17 protein-coding genes are annotated in these 16,335 nt (G+C 44.7%); 16 read left to right on the forward strand and 1 reads right to left on the reverse strand.

The window, feature by feature from the left end; all coding sequences use genetic code 11:
* Positions 1-13: 13 nt before the first annotated feature.
* From Q0174_RS00075 to Q0174_RS00135, 14 genes are all read left to right on the forward strand, one after another.
* Entirely contained in the window at positions 14-1,696 is a 1,683-nt protein-coding gene (locus tag Q0174_RS00075) for a 4Fe-4S dicluster domain-containing protein (protein ID WP_298040759.1), read from the forward strand.
* Positions 1,696-2,565 carry a molecular chaperone TorD family protein gene (locus tag Q0174_RS00080; protein WP_298040761.1) on the forward strand — a complete coding sequence of 290 codons (870 nt, stop codon included), beginning with the start codon at positions 1,696-1,698 and terminating at the stop codon, positions 2,563-2,565. Before Q0174_RS00075 ends, Q0174_RS00080 begins: the two co-directional genes overlap by 1 nt.
* Positions 2,566-2,817: 252 nt before the next feature.
* Positions 2,818-3,015 carry a twin-arginine translocation signal domain-containing protein gene (locus Q0174_RS00085; RefSeq protein WP_005871103.1) on the forward strand — a complete coding sequence of 66 codons (198 nt, stop codon included), beginning with the start codon at positions 2,818-2,820 and terminating at the stop codon, positions 3,013-3,015.
* 10 nt (positions 3,016-3,025) lie between these two features.
* The gene (locus Q0174_RS00090; RefSeq protein ID WP_298040763.1) at positions 3,026-5,947 is read left to right on the forward strand and encodes a formate dehydrogenase subunit alpha; all 2,922 of its coding nucleotides are present in this window, start codon (positions 3,026-3,028) and stop codon (positions 5,945-5,947) included.
* A gap of 9 nt (positions 5,948-5,956) precedes the next feature.
* The gene (fdh3B, locus tag Q0174_RS00095; protein WP_297913568.1) at positions 5,957-6,514 is read left to right on the forward strand and encodes a formate dehydrogenase FDH3 subunit beta; all 558 of its coding nucleotides are present in this window, start codon (positions 5,957-5,959) and stop codon (positions 6,512-6,514) included.
* Between the two features lie 238 nt (positions 6,515-6,752).
* Positions 6,753-7,370, forward strand: coding sequence for a hypothetical protein (locus tag Q0174_RS00100; RefSeq protein WP_177387092.1), 618 nt, complete (start codon positions 6,753-6,755; stop codon positions 7,368-7,370).
* Entirely contained in the window at positions 7,367-8,278 is a 912-nt protein-coding gene (locus tag Q0174_RS00105; RefSeq protein WP_298040765.1) for a hypothetical protein, read from the forward strand. Before Q0174_RS00100 ends, Q0174_RS00105 begins: the two co-directional genes overlap by 4 nt.
* 10 nt (positions 8,279-8,288) lie before the next feature.
* Entirely contained in the window at positions 8,289-8,918 is a 630-nt protein-coding gene (locus tag Q0174_RS00110) for a LysE/ArgO family amino acid transporter (RefSeq protein WP_298040767.1), read from the forward strand.
* Between the two features lie 42 nt (positions 8,919-8,960).
* Entirely contained in the window at positions 8,961-9,446 is a 486-nt protein-coding gene (locus Q0174_RS00115; RefSeq protein ID WP_298040768.1) for a hypothetical protein, read from the forward strand.
* A gap of 532 nt (positions 9,447-9,978) precedes the next feature.
* On the forward strand, positions 9,979-10,086 hold the full coding sequence (locus Q0174_RS10930; protein ID WP_366112387.1) for a DUF2892 domain-containing protein: 108 nt from the start codon (positions 9,979-9,981) through the stop codon (positions 10,084-10,086).
* Positions 10,087-10,473: 387 nt separating this feature from the next.
* Positions 10,474-11,688, forward strand: a complete 1,215-nt coding sequence (locus Q0174_RS00120; protein WP_298040770.1) for a saccharopine dehydrogenase family protein — start codon at positions 10,474-10,476, stop codon at positions 11,686-11,688.
* A 60-nt stretch (positions 11,689-11,748) separates the two neighbouring features.
* On the forward strand, positions 11,749-11,997 hold the full coding sequence (locus Q0174_RS00125) for a TIR domain-containing protein (protein WP_298040772.1): 249 nt from the start codon (positions 11,749-11,751) through the stop codon (positions 11,995-11,997).
* A gap of 73 nt (positions 11,998-12,070) precedes the next feature.
* On the forward strand, positions 12,071-12,316 hold the full coding sequence (locus Q0174_RS00130; RefSeq protein WP_298040774.1) for a hypothetical protein: 246 nt from the start codon (positions 12,071-12,073) through the stop codon (positions 12,314-12,316).
* Positions 12,285-12,869, forward strand: a complete 585-nt coding sequence (locus Q0174_RS00135; RefSeq protein WP_298040776.1) for a hypothetical protein — start codon at positions 12,285-12,287, stop codon at positions 12,867-12,869. Before Q0174_RS00130 ends, Q0174_RS00135 begins: the two co-directional genes overlap by 32 nt.
* Positions 12,870-12,899: 30 nt before the next feature.
* Here the strand turns inward: Q0174_RS00135 and Q0174_RS00140 are convergent, their stop codons facing one another.
* Positions 12,900-13,058 carry a hypothetical protein gene (locus Q0174_RS00140; protein WP_297922608.1) on the reverse strand — a complete coding sequence of 53 codons (159 nt, stop codon included), beginning with the start codon at positions 13,056-13,058 and terminating at the stop codon, positions 12,900-12,902.
* A gap of 209 nt (positions 13,059-13,267) precedes the next feature.
* Between Q0174_RS00140 and Q0174_RS00145 the strand changes: the two genes are divergently transcribed.
* Both Q0174_RS00145 and Q0174_RS00150 read left to right on the forward strand, forming a co-directional pair.
* Positions 13,268-13,642 (forward strand): hypothetical protein, encoded by a 375-nt coding sequence (locus Q0174_RS00145; protein WP_298040778.1) that lies wholly within the window; start codon positions 13,268-13,270, stop codon positions 13,640-13,642.
* A 531-nt stretch (positions 13,643-14,173) separates the two neighbouring features.
* Positions 14,174-16,333: an STT3 domain-containing protein gene (locus tag Q0174_RS00150; protein ID WP_298040780.1), complete on the forward strand. Its 2,160-nt coding sequence runs from the start codon at positions 14,174-14,176 to the stop codon at positions 16,331-16,333.
* The last annotated feature ends 2 nt before the right edge of the window (positions 16,334-16,335 follow it).

Consider the following 16,335-nt stretch of genomic DNA (forward strand, 5'->3'; position numbering starts at 1 on the left):
TTTAGGATAGATTATGAAAGAACATGGATTTTATGCCGCGGGGCTAAAGGATGTCGTCTTAAGCGACGATATCGAAATTTGCGGCGATGAAGAAGGGGCGAAAAAAGAGGAATTTATCGTCGCTAATTCGCCGAAACTAAAAGCGCAAATTTATGCGCCCGAGATAAATTTTTATATAGAAAATTCCGCAGATGAGCCGCTGCAAATCGCTAAAAACGTAGATATTTTGTATCGCGCCAAGGATATTGCCTTCGACGGCGCGCTAGATAGCGACTATCAAAAGCCCGTCGGCAAAAACGTGATTCTCGCCTGTGACGAGCCTCGAGGGGAGCTTGTGAGGCTACTTAGGCGGCATGGATTTAAGGTGATCGCGTTAAGCAGGGCCGAGATTAAGTTCGTCTACGGCGAGATTGGCGATCTTGCGGTTACGATTTTAAGTGAGCGGGATGAGGTTGAGACCGAGGCGGATTTTTTCTTGATTAGCGGCGCAGCGCCCTATCAATTGCGACAAAGCGGCTGCTACGAGATTTCGGGGCTAAAAGACGATGAAATTTTAGAAATTTTAAATTCCAAAAGCCCGGTTTATCATTATAAGAATTCCACGATCTTCGATCCTGCGATCTGCCAGTATCAGGGCAGGCGAAACGATCTGTGCGCAAAATGCGTCGAAGTCTGCCCCACAGTGGCGATTTTGAAAAACGACGAAAAGCGCGAGTTAGTATTTTCGCATATCGACTGCATCGGTTGCGGCGCGTGCGTGAGCGTCTGTCCTAGCGGCGCGCTGAAATTTGCCAAGCTGCCCCAAAGCGTATTTGGCGAGATCGCAAAGCTCTATGCAGGCAAAATTCCGCTTCTCATCGCAGAGAGCGAAATTGCGTCCGCACCCGCAGTGCAGCTTCCGTGCGGCGTGCTACCGTTTGGAATTTTCGGAAGCAAGCAAATAGATGAGGTAAATTTGCTAAGCGCGATGCAAGAAAGCGGCTCGAGCGTGATCGTTTACGGCGCAGACGCGGGCGAGAGCACGCGCGAAGCGGTGGAGCTTATCAATGGAATTTCGCGCGCGATCTACGGCAAGGACGCGGTATTTTTAGCGCGAAATTTAGCCGAGCTACAAGAGGCGCTAAAGCAGGCGCAAAGCTCTCAGCCCTGGGCGTTTAGCTTAAACGAACAGGGTCTTAGCAAGAAAGAAATTTTTTCCAAACGCGTAAGCGCGATGGTTGGTGATGGTAGCTTCAGCGTCGTAAAAAGCGGAGAGTTGCTAAAATTTGGCAAAGTAAGCATAAACGAAGCAAGCTGCACGCTCTGCCTTAGCTGCGTGGGCGCCTGTAATACCGGCGCGCTGTATGCCGACAACAGCGATAATTCGATTAAGCTCAACGCTTCACTTTGCACGACGTGCAACTACTGCGTGCTAAGCTGCGCCGAAAAGGATACGATCGAGCTTAAGCCTTGCGGCGTGGAGCTTGAGCCGGGATTTTTTAATTATAAAATGCTAGCCAAAGACGAGCTTTTTAAGTGTATCGAATGCGGTAAGGAATTTGCGACGAGCAAAGCCGTGATGAAGATCGCGGATATGATGGGCGCACATTTTGCAAACGAGCCTGAAAAGATGAAGACGCTTTTTTGCTGCGGCGATTGCAAGGCGAAAATAATGATAAAAAAGCAGATAGAAGATGCTAGAAAAGGGGCAATGTAATGGATGCGAATCTACTTCAAGCAAGAAGCTACTACTACGAATTTTTTGCAATTCCGTTTTTTTTCTATGAAACAGATACGAAATTTAAGCGCTGGCAGCAGCAGCTGGAGTTTTTACGTAGCTCGCCCATCGTGCCTAGTGATGAGGCGGAATTTCAAAATTTGGAGAAATTCGACTTTGCGGCGTTTAAAAGCGAGCAAAATTCCGTGCTTTTTGATTTTTCATACGCCAACGTGCCGATGAGTGCGAGCTTCTACGACGAGGGACGCGATGATGGGCGTATGCGTGTCGCGGTAATCGACGTGCTAAAAAAGAGTAAATTTCGCCGTAATATGGAGCTTTGCAAAGAGTGCGAGGACTATGTGGGATTTATTTTTTACCTGCATTCGACTCTGCTGCGCGACGCGGCTGCAAAACACAGCGCAGTTTTAAACGGACAAAATTCCGTGGCAAATAAGCAAAATTTTACGAATAGCGCGAGCTTGACGGCGCAAGACGGAAAAAATTCTGTAAATTCGCATGGCAGTAAAAATTTTATAGGCCCGCAGGATGGTAAAAATACTGCGAGCGCGCAATACGCTAAAAATTTCGTCGGCGCGCAAGACGGCGAAGCGCTGGCGTTAGAGCTTTTTACGAATGTCACCAATAGCTTTGTGGATGAGTTTAGCGAGCTTTTGTGCGGGCATGTGCGGGCGGATTTTTTCAAATCATTAGGCGCACTAATGAGAAGCTTTTTTGCGCTTGAGCGCTCGCTTTTAGCGCTTGCCGCTCCGCAAAAGAAAGATCGCAGCGTCGTTAAAGAAGCGATCAAAAAAGGCGGCTATCAAAATAAATTTACCAATCCGGAAGATATTTTTGATCTGGATTGATAAATAAAATTTTTAACGAAAATCTTAACGCAAAAGCAGAATTTCGGTTAAATTTTAGACTCGCAAGCTCGAGTTTTGCGAGTAGTTTTTTAGTTAGAACTTTATATTTTGAATTTTAAATAAAATTTAAAAAGTAACTTAAAATTTAATTTCCATCTCACTGCCTTTTCGTTATAATTCATTAGATTTAAATCCTGTAACAGGCGTTACTACGATAAAAGATTTAAAGCGATTTCTTCACAAAGGAAAACCATGGAGAACAAACGCAGGGATTTTCTTAAAAAATCTCTAAAAATCGGCGCAGTAGGTGCCGTGGGCGTTGCCGCGTCTCAGGCTCTAGCGAAAAGCGAGCAGGACTATGGCGATACCGTTCGTGGCAAATCACCGAAAAAAGAGGTGCTTTACTGGGAGAGTGAAGCGTGGAAAAAATACTATAAAGTAGCTTACTAGGAGAATTTTCATGAGTGAGAATGCGATCGGAAGGAGATCGTTTTTGAAACTCGCCGCTTTAGGAGCGAGCAGCGTAGCTGCGTTTGGCGAAAATAATACGCTAAGAGCTGCTACTGAGCAAGAGATCAAAAACCCATTTCCAGGTTCCGTTATGAAGCGAACGATATGTTCGATCTGTTCCGTAGGCTGTGGTATCGAGGCTCAAGTGGATGAGAGCACCAATACCTGGATTCGCCAAGATATGGCAGTAGATCACCCGATCTCGCAGGGCAGTCACTGCTGTAAGGGAATCGATCAAATCGATCTAACCAAATCTAAAATGCGTCTTAAATATCCGCTCAAAAAGGTTGGTGGCAAGTGGGAGCGCATAAGTTGGGAGCAAGCCGTTAACGAAATCGGCGATAAAATGCTTCAAGTTCGCAAAGAGGACGGCCCAGATAGTGTGGTATTTCTGGGTTCGGCTAAATTTTGTAACGAGCAGGCATATTATTTTAGAAAATTTGCAGCCTTCTGGGGTACGAACAGCAACGACCACGTAGCCAGAATTTGACATAGCGCAACAGTCGCCGGTGTGGCGAATACTTGGGGTTATGGAGCTATGACAAATCACGTAGGTGATATGGCGAAAAATTCTAAAATGATCCTTTTCATAGGTGCGAATTCCGCGGTTGCAAATCCAGTGGGAGCTATGAAGCACGCTCTTCAGGCTCGCGATAGAAACGGCGCGAAAATCGTTGTAGTTGATCCAAATTTTACTAGAACTGCGGCTAAGGCCGATATGTATATTAGAATTCGTCCGGGAACCGATATAGCGTTTGTGTACGGAATGCTGCATCTAATCTTTAAAAACGGCTGGGAAGATAAGGAGCTAATAAAAACCAGAACCTACGCTGTAGAGGAGATTAGAGCCGAAGCTGAGAAGTGGGATCCTAAAGAGGTAGCCAATGTCACCGGCTGCAAAGAAGAGGAGCTTATAGAATTTACGAGGATGTTCGCTACCACAAAGCCCGCTACTTTATGCTGGGCTCTAGGCATTACACAGCACTCGATCGGAAGTTCTAATACTAGAATTTTGGCTCTTTTGCAGCTCATACTAGGCAATATGGGCAAGCCGGGCGGCGGCTGCAACATCCTTCGAGGCCATGATAATGTTCAGGGCGCTACCGATATGTGCAATCTCTCCGATAGCTTGCCTGCATATTATGGGTTAGCCGATAACGCCTGGAAGCACTTCTGCAAGGGCTGGGGCGTAGATTACGAGCAGTTTATTAAAAGATTTGCCGTCTCTACTAAGCAGCCGCACGAAAAGCAGGGTGAAAAAGTGCCTGGTACGAATTTTACCGAGTATTTTCACTACGATCCGAGCATCGAGCAAGATACGATAAATTGGCGCAACGAAAAGGGCTTTTCGCTATCTAAATGGTGGCAGGGCGTTTTGAAAAACGAGCCCGTTTTAAGTAGTGGCAATGTCCGCGTTCTTTGGGTGCAAGGCACAGGAATTACTTCTATGGCTCATGTTCGCGAGACTCAAGAAGCATTAGGCAAGATCGATATGCTGGTAGTCGCCGAGCCGTTCTTAAACGAAGTAGCGATTCTAAACGATAGACCGGATGGAATTTATGTTTTGCCGGTAGCTACGCAGTTTGAAAGCGAAGGTCATCTAAGCGCTACAAACCGTAGCGGTCAGTGGAGAACTCAGATCGTTAAGCCGCTATTTGAGAGCAAAGAGGATCAGGAGGTAATGTTTTTATTCGCGAAAAAATTCGGCTTTTACGACGAATACGTTCGCGGCATGAAGATGGGCATCGTTGATGGCGAGCTTAAGCAGGTTAAAGACGATTTTGTTTGGCCTGACGATGCTACCGATGAGATCGCACGCAATACTCAAAGTATTGGAAATAACGGACGCACCGCAGCTAGATTTCGCAGACAACAGAAAAATTGGCATCTATTTGATCCCGATACTTTGCGCGGCATAGGCGGAGAAGTAGAGGGCGAATACTACGGACTTCCATGGCCTTGCTGGGATACGCAACACCCGGGCACGCCGATTCTTTACGATGTAACTAAGCCTTATGCCGACGGCGGTATGGGATTTAGAAACCGCTTCGGCTTAGAGCACGACGGCGTTTCGCAGCTAGCCGACGAGAGCATTACACTTCCTGGATCAAAAATTCAAGGCGGACACGCAGAGATTACCAAGGCAAATATCGAGCAGGTTTTAGGCATCACGCTAAACGAGGAAGAGAAAGCCAAGATGGGACCTACGTGGAGCACAGATTATAGTGGCATTATCGCTAAGAAATGTCGCGAGTTTGGAATTTGTCCTTGCGGAAACGCAAGAGCCAGAGCTAAGGTTTGGCAGTTTGCGGATCAAATTCCAAAGCATCGCGAACCGATCCACTCGCCTAGATGGGATTTGGTAGAGAAATATCCGACCTTTGCGGATCAAAAACGAAATTTCCGCGTCTTTACGAGATTTATCTCCGAGCAGAAAAAGCAGGATTGGAGCAAAGATTTCCCTACAATCGTCAGCTCGCTAAGGCTCGTAAATTTAAGCGGTGCGGGCATGATCGAGCGCACGAGCAAGTATCTTTCGGCGATTACTCCGGAGATGTTTGCGCACGTAAACCCTAAACTTGCCGCTGATAAAGGTATCAAAGATGGCGAGATGATGTGGATCCATTCGCCGCAAGGCACTAAGATTAAAGTCAAGTGCATCTATTCGCACGCCGTAACGCCTGATCGTATTGTTATGCCGTATAACTTCGCGGGAATTTTCCAGGGCGAGGATCTAAGCGACCGCTATCCTGAGGGCACTAAGCCATATATCAGAGGCGAGAGCTCAAATACGATTACGAACTACGGCTTTGACATAAATACGCAAATTTCGGAATTTAACGCCGGTCTTTGCAGACTAGAAAGAGCATAAGGAGATAAAATGCCGGCAAGATTAAAATTTTATGTCGATGTCGAGCGTTGCATCGCTTGCTATGGTTGCCAGGTAGCCTGCAGCTCGGCGCACGAGGTTCCCGTGCAGATCAATAGGCGCAAGGTTATCACCCTAAACGAGGGCATAGAGGGGCAGGAGGTTTCAAGCTCCATCGCTTGCCAACACTGCACCGATGCGCCTTGCGCGCAGGTTTGCCCGGTTCAATGCTTCTATATTAGAACTGACGGCGTCGTTTTGCACGACAAAGATAAATGCATCGGCTGTGGATATTGCCTCTACGCGTGTCCGTTCGGCGCTCCGCAATTCCCTAGAGACGGAGCTTTCGGTATCAAAGGCGCGATGGATAAATGCACTATGTGCGCGGGTGGACCGGAGCCTACGTTTTCGCACGAAGAGCTGCATAAATACGGCCAAAACCGCATCGCAGAGGGCAAGGTTCCGATTTGTGCGGCGATCTGTTGCACGAACGCTCTAATCGTGGGCGACGCGAGCAGAGTTTCGGATGTTTATCGCAAGCGCGTACTTACGCGCGGCGTGAGCCTATAAGATTGTGGAATTTTAAACGCCTACGATTTAAAATTCCGCCTCTTTTACAGAAATTTCAACCGAGCGGCGGCTTTAAATTTAGCGGTCGCTCGGCGCAAAATTTTATTTAAAAATTCCACTCTTGCCCATTCGTCGTTAGATTATTTCAAAAAATCGCCTCTTGCTGACATTAAAATTTTAAATTTATGCTACAATCACTCAAATTTAGGATTTGAAATCTTAAGCGAAAGGATCCGTCTTGAAAAATAAAATTTCACTTTTTTTGGTCATTTCGGCGTTTTTGATTTTTACAGGTTGCTCTAAAAACGTGCCCGTAAATAGCGGCATCGTGCGCACTTCCGAGCCGCTTCACATTATGGAATTTCCGCAGGATAAACTCATAAGCGTAAATTTCACCAATACCTCTACGACGGATTCAAATTTAACCCAAGTAGTGATCCAGCATCTGCGTGCGGATGGATTTAAGGTCGTAAATAAAAGCGCGGCGAACGTCCAAATCGGCGGCAATCTCAACTACTTCCGCAAGGCGGATTTTTCGCGCAGATCGTGGGATAATCCGAGATTTAGCTTCGGAATGGGCTTTGGCAGGTATTATAGATATACGGGCGTGGGCGTAGGCTGGGGGATGCCGTTCGGTTATGATCCTTGGGACGACGACGATTATTACAGAGACTACTTCTACGACTCGCAGATTAGCCTCTACATAAGCGTTAAAAACAAGGGTGCTTGGAAGGACTACGTAACGAACCTCAACTACCAAAGCATCAAAAATCCGGGCTCTAAAGACTCGGTAATGGATGCGCTAAATTTTAAAATTTACGAATATATAAGACAACTGATTAAGCAGGGAAGATGATAGTAAAAGAGAATAAAAAGCCCGTAGCGATGACGCTGGCGGGGTCGGCGATTTTGGCGCTCGCTAGCGGGTATTGCTACCACGCGGGCTTTGGCGGTGCGGCGCTTTTTGCTTCCGTAGTCGCGGCATTTTGCGCGTTTTTTTGCGCGCTCAGACTCGGCGCTAAAAATTATTTGCAGATCGGCGAGAACGCCCTTACTATCGTGCGCGGCGCAAATTCCGAAAGCTTCGAATACAAAGATATCGCAAATTTAGGCATCAAAACCTTCGTCGCAGGCAGAAACAAAACGGAGCTTTTAAATTTTGTATTCAAAAAAGCGCCGCAGGCCCAGGACCGCTTTAATTTTTTGCGATTTTACAGCGACACGGAGGCCACTCTACCGGGCTCGTTTGAAATTTCGATCTACGAGCTGAGCAAAATTTTGCGCGAGAAAGCGGGTCTTTCGCAAAGCTCTGAGGAAGAGCAAACCGCCTCAAAAGTTCGCAAGGGCGCTAAGAGCTCTAAAAAAAGCGCGGGTAGCGGTAGAAATTTTAAAACTAAAAACCTCCGCGATGAAAATTCCGATACGCAAAATTCCTACGGCGCACAAAATTTAGGCGCGGAGAATTCCTACGCCGTGCAGAATTCCATCGCACAAAATTCTAATGGCGCCGCTGATTCAAACGGCGCGCAGAATTTGAAGGGCGCTTCAAATTTAAACGAACAAAGCTCCGCCGCGCCGAATGGTGCCGCTTCCTTAAATAGCGCCAGCGCGGGCGAAAATTTCACAGGCGCCGAGGATTCCGCGCCTAAAATTCTCGCGGGCGATAATGGATCTGACGCTGCGCCTGAAAGTGCGGCAGCGGCTAGCTATGATGCCGTCGATACCGCGATGCGAAACTCCGCCTGCGAAAGTAAAAACAAGTAGAGGCGCGGCTTTGAACTCCTTATCGATCGGAATTTTCTTGCAAGGAGCCGCGCTGATGCTCTCGCTCATCGTTGCTATCGGCGCGCAAAATATCTTCGTCATCTCCCAAGGCCTTGCGAAAAACCACGTCGCGGCTGTTTGCATGGTTTGCGCGCTAAGCGATGCCGTATTTACGGCCGTAGGGATATTTTTAATCGGCGGCGCTCTTAAGCAAGGCTCTCTTCTTACCCAAATTTTAGGCATAGGCGGGGTTATATTTCTGCTCTGCTACGCGCTAAGCTCGTTTTTTAGCGCCTATAAGGGCTCGCATTTTGCCAAGATCCAAAACTCGGCAAATAGCCCGCTGGCGCCCGTCGTAGCCAAAGCTCTCGCGGTGACGCTTCTAAATCCGCACGTGTATTTAGACACCGTCGTGGTCGTGGGCTCGCTCGGCGCTACGATTGCGGATCCGCAAAAGTCGTGGTTTTACGCGGGAGTTATGTTCGTGTCGTTTGCGTGGTTTTTCGGCTTGGGCTACGGTTCAGGGGCGCTTTCGAAGCTTTTTGCAAGCAGCAGAGCGTGGCGCATAATCGACGCGCTCGTGGGAGTTTTGATGCTGTATATGGCGTATCTGATCGCGAAGTTTGTCTTTAAAATTTAAAATTTCACGCTAAAATTCCGCATTCTTGATAAAGGATCTATGATGAAAATTGAAATTGAAAGCGGGCTCGAACTAAAAGAGGCCTTGTGGCGCGTAGAGAAAGCTCTGCGACTGGTGACCGACAAGGACGGCAAAATCACATCGAGCGCGACGCTTTACGTGGGCAAACATTCGCTTTTAAATTTACTCGATACTGACCAGATCGAAAATATCCAAAATGCCTATGCGCGCGCCAGAACGGAATTTCGAGCGGAGATGCTGGGCGTGCTGGAGGGCTTTTTATCGCAAGAGGACGCCGAGAAGGATCCGGAATACGCGCTATTTAATCAGCTCTACCAAATGGCGATGACTGCGGGCAGAAAGAGTGATATCTTTATCCATGTCCAAGGCATCAGCGAAAACGAGGTCGTGCTGCGCGTATATCAGCGCTTTGAGCTGGAGAGCGGCGAGACAATCTATTACGCAGGCGGTGAGTTTAGCTACAATCTGGATGAAAATTTCGGCAAAATTTATCGCTACGAAATTTGATTTTGGCGGTACGGCGTGAGATCAGGTGCCTCTTCGATCGTAAATATTACGTCCGCATTATGCCTCTTTGCTGCAAGGCGCATAAATTTAGACGCTCAAAACACATGGCAAGTTTAAATTTAAACGAACTTTTTGCGACGATAGAATTTCGCTCGGTTAAAATTTATCGTGATTTCAAATTTAAAGCTGCATGTAAATTTCGCCGCATTACCGCCGGCGTTTGAGTTCTCCTTGCTTTACATTCGTCAGAATTTTAAATCGAGCTTGCATAAATTTTTGCTTCTTAGGCACATAAATTTTGTAGAATCGCACTTTTATGCAAAAGAAAAGATAATTAAACGAAGCCGAATTTAACCAAGGCGCGTATATAGGAGGGCGGGCTTAAAGATGATACGCTAGGTGGCGGTTTGCTGCCATTGCTCGCTTTATAAAATTTTTAGGAATTAATGCGTGCAAAGAAAACGCAATGCTAAGTAAAAAACTAGGATAATAAGAGCGCTGATCGGACTAGAGATAATGATCGCAAAAGCCGTTGTTTGGCAGCTGGTGGGGGCTGGTCGGACTAGTGCCCTTTATCGTGGGCGTCACGGGATTTTGCCCCGCTTGCTACTTTTTAAACTGCTGTTTGCTAAAGCGTTAAATTTAGCCGCGGTATGCGGTTTTGCCGTGCGCCTAGAAAATAAGCGCGATAAATTTTATGGCGAAGCGAGGGACTTTAAATTTTAAATTCTCCACGCCTCGCCGTGGAATGTTAAATTTAAACTAGCTCTTTAAGGCTTAAAATTTTATCGCGCGATACAAAGCGGTAAATTTAATGTGGTAAATTTAATCTCGTGCCGCCGTCAATCGGCATGCTGCTAACTATGTAAAATTTTAGCACCGTGTCGCTTTCGGCGTTTTTGTTAGAGCTGGCTTGCGCTCCGCGCCCGGCTACAACCAAACTCTATGATTAATCGCACCCCACCTCTTAAAATTCATCTTAAATTTGCTAAAATTGCAGCAAAATTTAAAATTTAAAGGAGCCCAAATGTCAAATATCTTAATCATCGGAGCGGGCGGCGTGAGCCAAGTCGCGACCGTAAAATGCGCGATGAACGCGGACGTTTTTAGCAAGATCACCCTTGCAAGCCGCACCAAAAGCAAATGCGACGCGATCGCTAAATTTATAAAAGACCGCCTAGGCGTGCAAATTGGCACCGCCCAGATCGACGCGGACGACACCGACGCCGTAGTCGCGCTCATAAAAAAAACGGGCGCCGATTTGCTTTTAAATGTGGCGCTGCCGTACCAGGACCTAACGCTCATGGATGCGTGCTCTCGCGCCGGCATACCTTACATCGACACCGCAAACTACGAGCACCCGGACACCGCAAAATTTGAATACAAGCTGCAGTGGGCGAAGGACGGCGAGTTTAAAGCCGCAAACACGATGGCGCTGCTGGGAAGCGGCTTTGATCCGGGCGTGACGAACGTATTTTGCGCCTACGCACAGCAAAATCTCTTTGACGAGATCGGGGAGATCGACATCTTAGACTGCAATGCGGGCGATCACGGATATCCGTTTGCGACGAATTTCAACCCCGAGATCAACCTGCGCGAAGTAAGCGCAAAGGGTCGCTACTGGGAGCGCGGCGAGTGGAAAGAGACCGAGCCGATGGAAATAATGTTCAAATGGGACTACCCCAAAGTCGGCGTCAAAGATAGCTACCTGCTCTATCACGAGGAGCTTGAAAGCCTTGTAAAAAACATCAAGGGGCTGAAGCGAATCCGCTTTTTTATGACTTTCGGACAGAGTTACCTCACGCATATGAAATGCCTAGAAAACGTCGGCATGCTACGCATCGACGAGGTAGAACACAACGGTGTAAAAATCGTGCCGATACAGTTTCTAAAAACTCTACTGCCGGATCCTGCGAGCCTTGGTCCTCGCACGAAGGGCAAAACCAACATCGGCTGCGTGATCCGTGGGCTCAAGGACGACAAAGAGCGCCAAGTCTACATCTACAACGTCTGCGATCACGAGGCTTGCTACGCCGAGACGGGCGCACAGGCCGTTAGCTACACCACAGGCGTGCCTGCGATGATCGGCTCGATGATGGTGGCAAAGGGTATCTGGAGCGGAAAGGGTGTCTTTAATATGGAAAATTTCGACGCCAAGCCTTTCATGGATGAGCTAAATAAGCAGGGTTTACCGTGGGAGATGATAGAAATGAAACCCGGCGAGAGGTATGAAGCGGAGTGATACTCTTATAATATACTTGTAATTTAATTTTTTACATTATATAAACCATAAAGGATAAATATGAAACAAAATAAAATATACGAGTATGATGTAGCATTGTCATTTGCTGGAGAAAATAGAGAGTATGTAGAAGAAGTTGCCAGTTTTCTTAAAAACTTTGGCGTAAAAGTATTTTATGATGATTTTAACCAAGATGAAATTTGGGGTAAAAATTTATTTGAATACCTTCAAGATATCTATCAAAATAAGGCTAAATACACAATAGTTTTTATTTCCGAGCAATATAAAAATAAAAAGTGGACCAGATAGATCTGTTCAAGTAAGAGCGTTAAACGAAATAGACCAAGAATATATACTTCCAGTTAAATTTGATAATACAGAGTTGCCTGGTCTTAATGAAAATTTAGCATATATAAGTGCCAAAAATAAAACACCAAAAGAGATAGTAGATTTTTTTATTAAGAAAATCGGATTAGTTTTTAATCAAAGATGGTGGGGTAAATGGGAGCGAGATAGTATCGTGCCTAGCAATACGGGCTCTTTATTTATAAAAGACGTAAAACAAAATGGTTTTATTTTTGATTTAATGGTTCAAAATGGAGCATATTTGGGTATATTGGGAAAATGAATATGCCAAATTTATATCAAAAAATGAAGCTATATTCGAAGAAGGCGAAAGTAAAATTAAATTTGTGAAAATAAAAGACGGAATTCAAATAGATCCGATAAACTGTCAAAATTTGTGTGGCATAGGTGCATATTTCGACGGTATTTATGAATTTCAAAAGGATATTTTTACATTTTATGATGACATCATAGATGATTTTGTTTTATCAAAAATATATGCATTAATCACTAAAGATGAAAAACATGATTTAGAAAACTATAGTCCGGAATCCAAATGGGATGATTTTTTAAAATGCTTTGGTAGTAGCAGTGTATGCATTGGTAATCTTGATGACTTTAAAGCAACTATAATTGACGCATTTGTTCCAGGATTCTATAGTGACTATGCTGCGATTTTAATAATAGATGATAATAAAGAAATTTGGGGTGCCTACTCTGATGCAGAAAAAGTATACTACTTTACAACAGAACAAAGATACAAAAATAAAATTCCAAAAACCATAGAAAATTGGGCAAGTCGTTTCAAGACAACTGATATAATTTATTTGGATTAAAAGAAATTTGAAGTTAACAGCAGCAAAGTTTTAGCCGCTTTCCGTTACACAACTAGCATCCCCAAAATCCGCCTCACGCTCGAATGCCACCGCACTCATAGGCTTGCTGCAATACGGCAGAGGAATACTCTCCTCGGCGATGCTTGCGGCATTTTCCGCGGGTACGCCGCGAGTGATGTCTTGGATCATAGCGCTGTTTGTTTGACTAAGCGCGCTTGCTGCGTATTTAATAAGCAAATTTTAAATCGCGGCGAAATTTTGTAATTTGCCGTCGCGTTTGGTTCTGTTTTAAACAGATGGGCGATTTCTTAAATTTAAACTCTAGCTAAATTTAGACCGAAATTTTTAAGTAAACTTTGCTATAATCGCCGCAATTTTGAAAAAACCGAGGAGAAAATATGAAATTGATTTACGCCGCTTGCGTGCTAGCCGTTTTTGCTTCGGCTCAGACCGAAACTTTGCAGGTGCCGGACTTTGCTAAAAGCTCGATGAAGACGCATGAGCAGGCCGAGGAAAAACTAATCGCAAATGCTCTAAAGGGCGATCTAAGCCAGATCGCAAGTGACCTGAAGATCGATAAAACGCTAAAAGGCGGCGAGTCGCTTGTCATTAACGGTGCGCATTACAGGACGATCGAGGGCGACAGCACACAGTGGAAAGAGGGCGACGCCGTGCGCCTACTAAGCGGCAACAAGGACGGCCGCTGCCTAAGCTCGATCATGCTCAATCTCCGCACAAAAACCGTCTGTAAATTTATGTGCGACGCATATTAGGCGAGAATTTCGTCTAAACCACAAAAATCCACCGGCTCGGCGTAAGTTTCTTGCAACGACCGGTTGTTTCTGCTATCAAGCCCTAGCATAGATCGTTAAATATATGCCTATGAATAAAACGTTATTATATATTTTTTTAAAAGCGTTCGTTATGTTTATTGTCCTATATTTGTTCATTCCGCACCCAGAAGATGGAATTTATAATATGCTAGATATACGCATGTTTATTGGCTTAGTGTTGTTTTGTATCTGCCTTATATTGGATATTTAGTTTACATCTTAATCTCTATCTTTACATATCGTATTTTTTGATGGTCGCCAAAATTGCACATCACAAATTTAAATTCTAAACGGCTTAACTTGAGTTGTTTTTAAAATTTTGCTTTTAATATCGATAAATTCTGCTATAATAAACGCAAATTAAACAATGTCGTTAAAGATGTAACGCGAGTGCGATAAAGCAAGTAAAATTTGTAGAGGCAAATTTTAACCCTGCCGCTCGGTACTTCAAACGGCGAATCAAGGAAAAAGATGCAAAAATTTAGAATTACAAACGGCGAATGTTCGCGCATGGATATTTTTTTGATCATGACGCTGGTTTATATATTCGGCGTGGCGTGCAGGTTTTTTTGGATATATTGGGCTAGCGGGATTGAGCAGTTTTCTTTCGACGGCGAGCTCATCATGACCACAAACGACGCCTTTGCGAATGCCGAGGGTGCGCGCGATATGATAGCGGGCTTTCACCAGCCGGGCGATCTTAGCCCATACGGCGCGTCGATCCCAACTCTAGCATTTTTACTTACCAAAATTTTACCCGTCAGCCTAAATAGCATTACGATCTATATGAGCGTATTTTTGGCGCCGCTAGTGGCCGTGCCGATTATTTTGATAGCAAGAGAGTATAAGATCCTAGGCGCAGGCATCATCGCGGCGCTACTTGCCACCATATTACCGGGATATTATATGAGGACCTTGGGCGGGTATTTTGATAGCGATATGCTAAATATCGTCCTGCCGATGCTGACAATCTGGGCTCTAATCAGGCTTACGCAAAGCGGCTCGCAGCGAAATTTAATCTTGCCCGCGGTCTTTATGGCGCTTTATAGCTGGTGGTATCCGAGCTCGTATTCGTTAAATTTAGCCATAATGGGCATATTTTTATTTTACACTTTGATATTTGATAGACGAAATGAGATAAATTACAAAGCCGTGATCCTTATGGCGGTGGCGGTGATAAATTTTAATACATACTATGGCGATTACATAATAATAGTAAATTATATTTTATTGCTGAGAATTGCACTTATCGCGTCGTTGTATTTTGTAATGGTTAAAATTCCAAGCTCTCAAAACAAGAAAATTCTTTGGATATTGGGTGTTTTGGTAGTTGCTTTATTTATATATTTCGGCGGGCTTGATCCTATCTTAAGCAAAATGAGAGCATACGTCGGCAAGAGCGTAGGTAAAGTATCGGGTGCTTTTTATTTCTATGGGGTCGGAAGCACAATCAACGAAGTAGCCAATACGGATTTTATGAAATTTATGGGCTATTCTAGCGGCAATATTTTTATATTTATATGCGCTATAGCTGGCTTAATTTTTATGTTTATTAAATTCCGCTCGTTTATTTTGGCTTTGCCGATGTTGTTACTTGGATTTTTGGCATTTTTCGGCGGAGTTAGATTTACGATGTATATCACGCCGATGATCGCTTTCGGCTTTGCTTATTTTCTGTATTTTACTTTAAATTATTTTGATATCCGAGCTTGGCTTAAAAATTCTATGCTAATCGTGCTTACTTGTTTGGCTCTGCTGCCAAGTCTAGATTATATCTATAAATTTCGTGTCGCGCCAGTACTTATGAGGGGCGCCGTGGCCCCGCTCGCCGAGCTGAAAAATAAAGCAAACAGAGAAGATTATGTCGTTTCGTGGTGGGACTATGGGTATTTGATCAGATATTATGCCGACGTAAAAGTGGTAGCCGATCCCGGGGGTAGGCAGTTTGGCGAGTATGCATTTTTAACGGCCTTTTCTTTCAATAAAGATCAGATAAGTTCGGCTAATATGGCGAGGCTAAATGTCGAATATATCGAAAGGCGTATGAATGAAAATTTTAGCTCAAGTTTGCTTCAGATGCAAAAGGATTATAATGAGCCCGATATCAATAAATTTTTAAAATCCTTGGAAAATAAAAATTTTAAACTTCCTCAAAAAACCAGAGAGGTATATTATTACTTCGTACCGCGTATGCTGGATATGCTTCCAAATATTTTAAAATTTTCCGCTATAGATATAACTACGGGCGAGGAGTTTTATACACCATTAGCTTATGTAGGATATGACATTAGGATGGGTGAAGACGGAGCGAGCATAATAGTGGGCAGTGAATGCACATTGCCTAGCGCTGATCCGGAATATCTGATTCATGACGGTGAAAAAATGAGTATTAACTCCTACTATCATGTAGGCGAAGTAGACGGCAAACTCGTTAAATTATCAAAGCAGGTAGATGAAAGCTCCGATTTGTTCGTTATATTTTTGCCAGACTATCAAAGGATTTTGGTTTTGGATAAAAGGGTCTTTAACTCGACGTTCATCCAGCTTTTTGTATTGGAAAATTACGACAAAGAGCTATTCGAGCCGGTTTCTTTAACCGATTCTGCGAGGATCTATAGATTGCTAAAGTAGGC

Source organism: uncultured Campylobacter sp., from assembly GCF_937996225.1.
GTDB lineage: Bacteria > Campylobacterota > Campylobacteria > Campylobacterales > Campylobacteraceae > Campylobacter_B.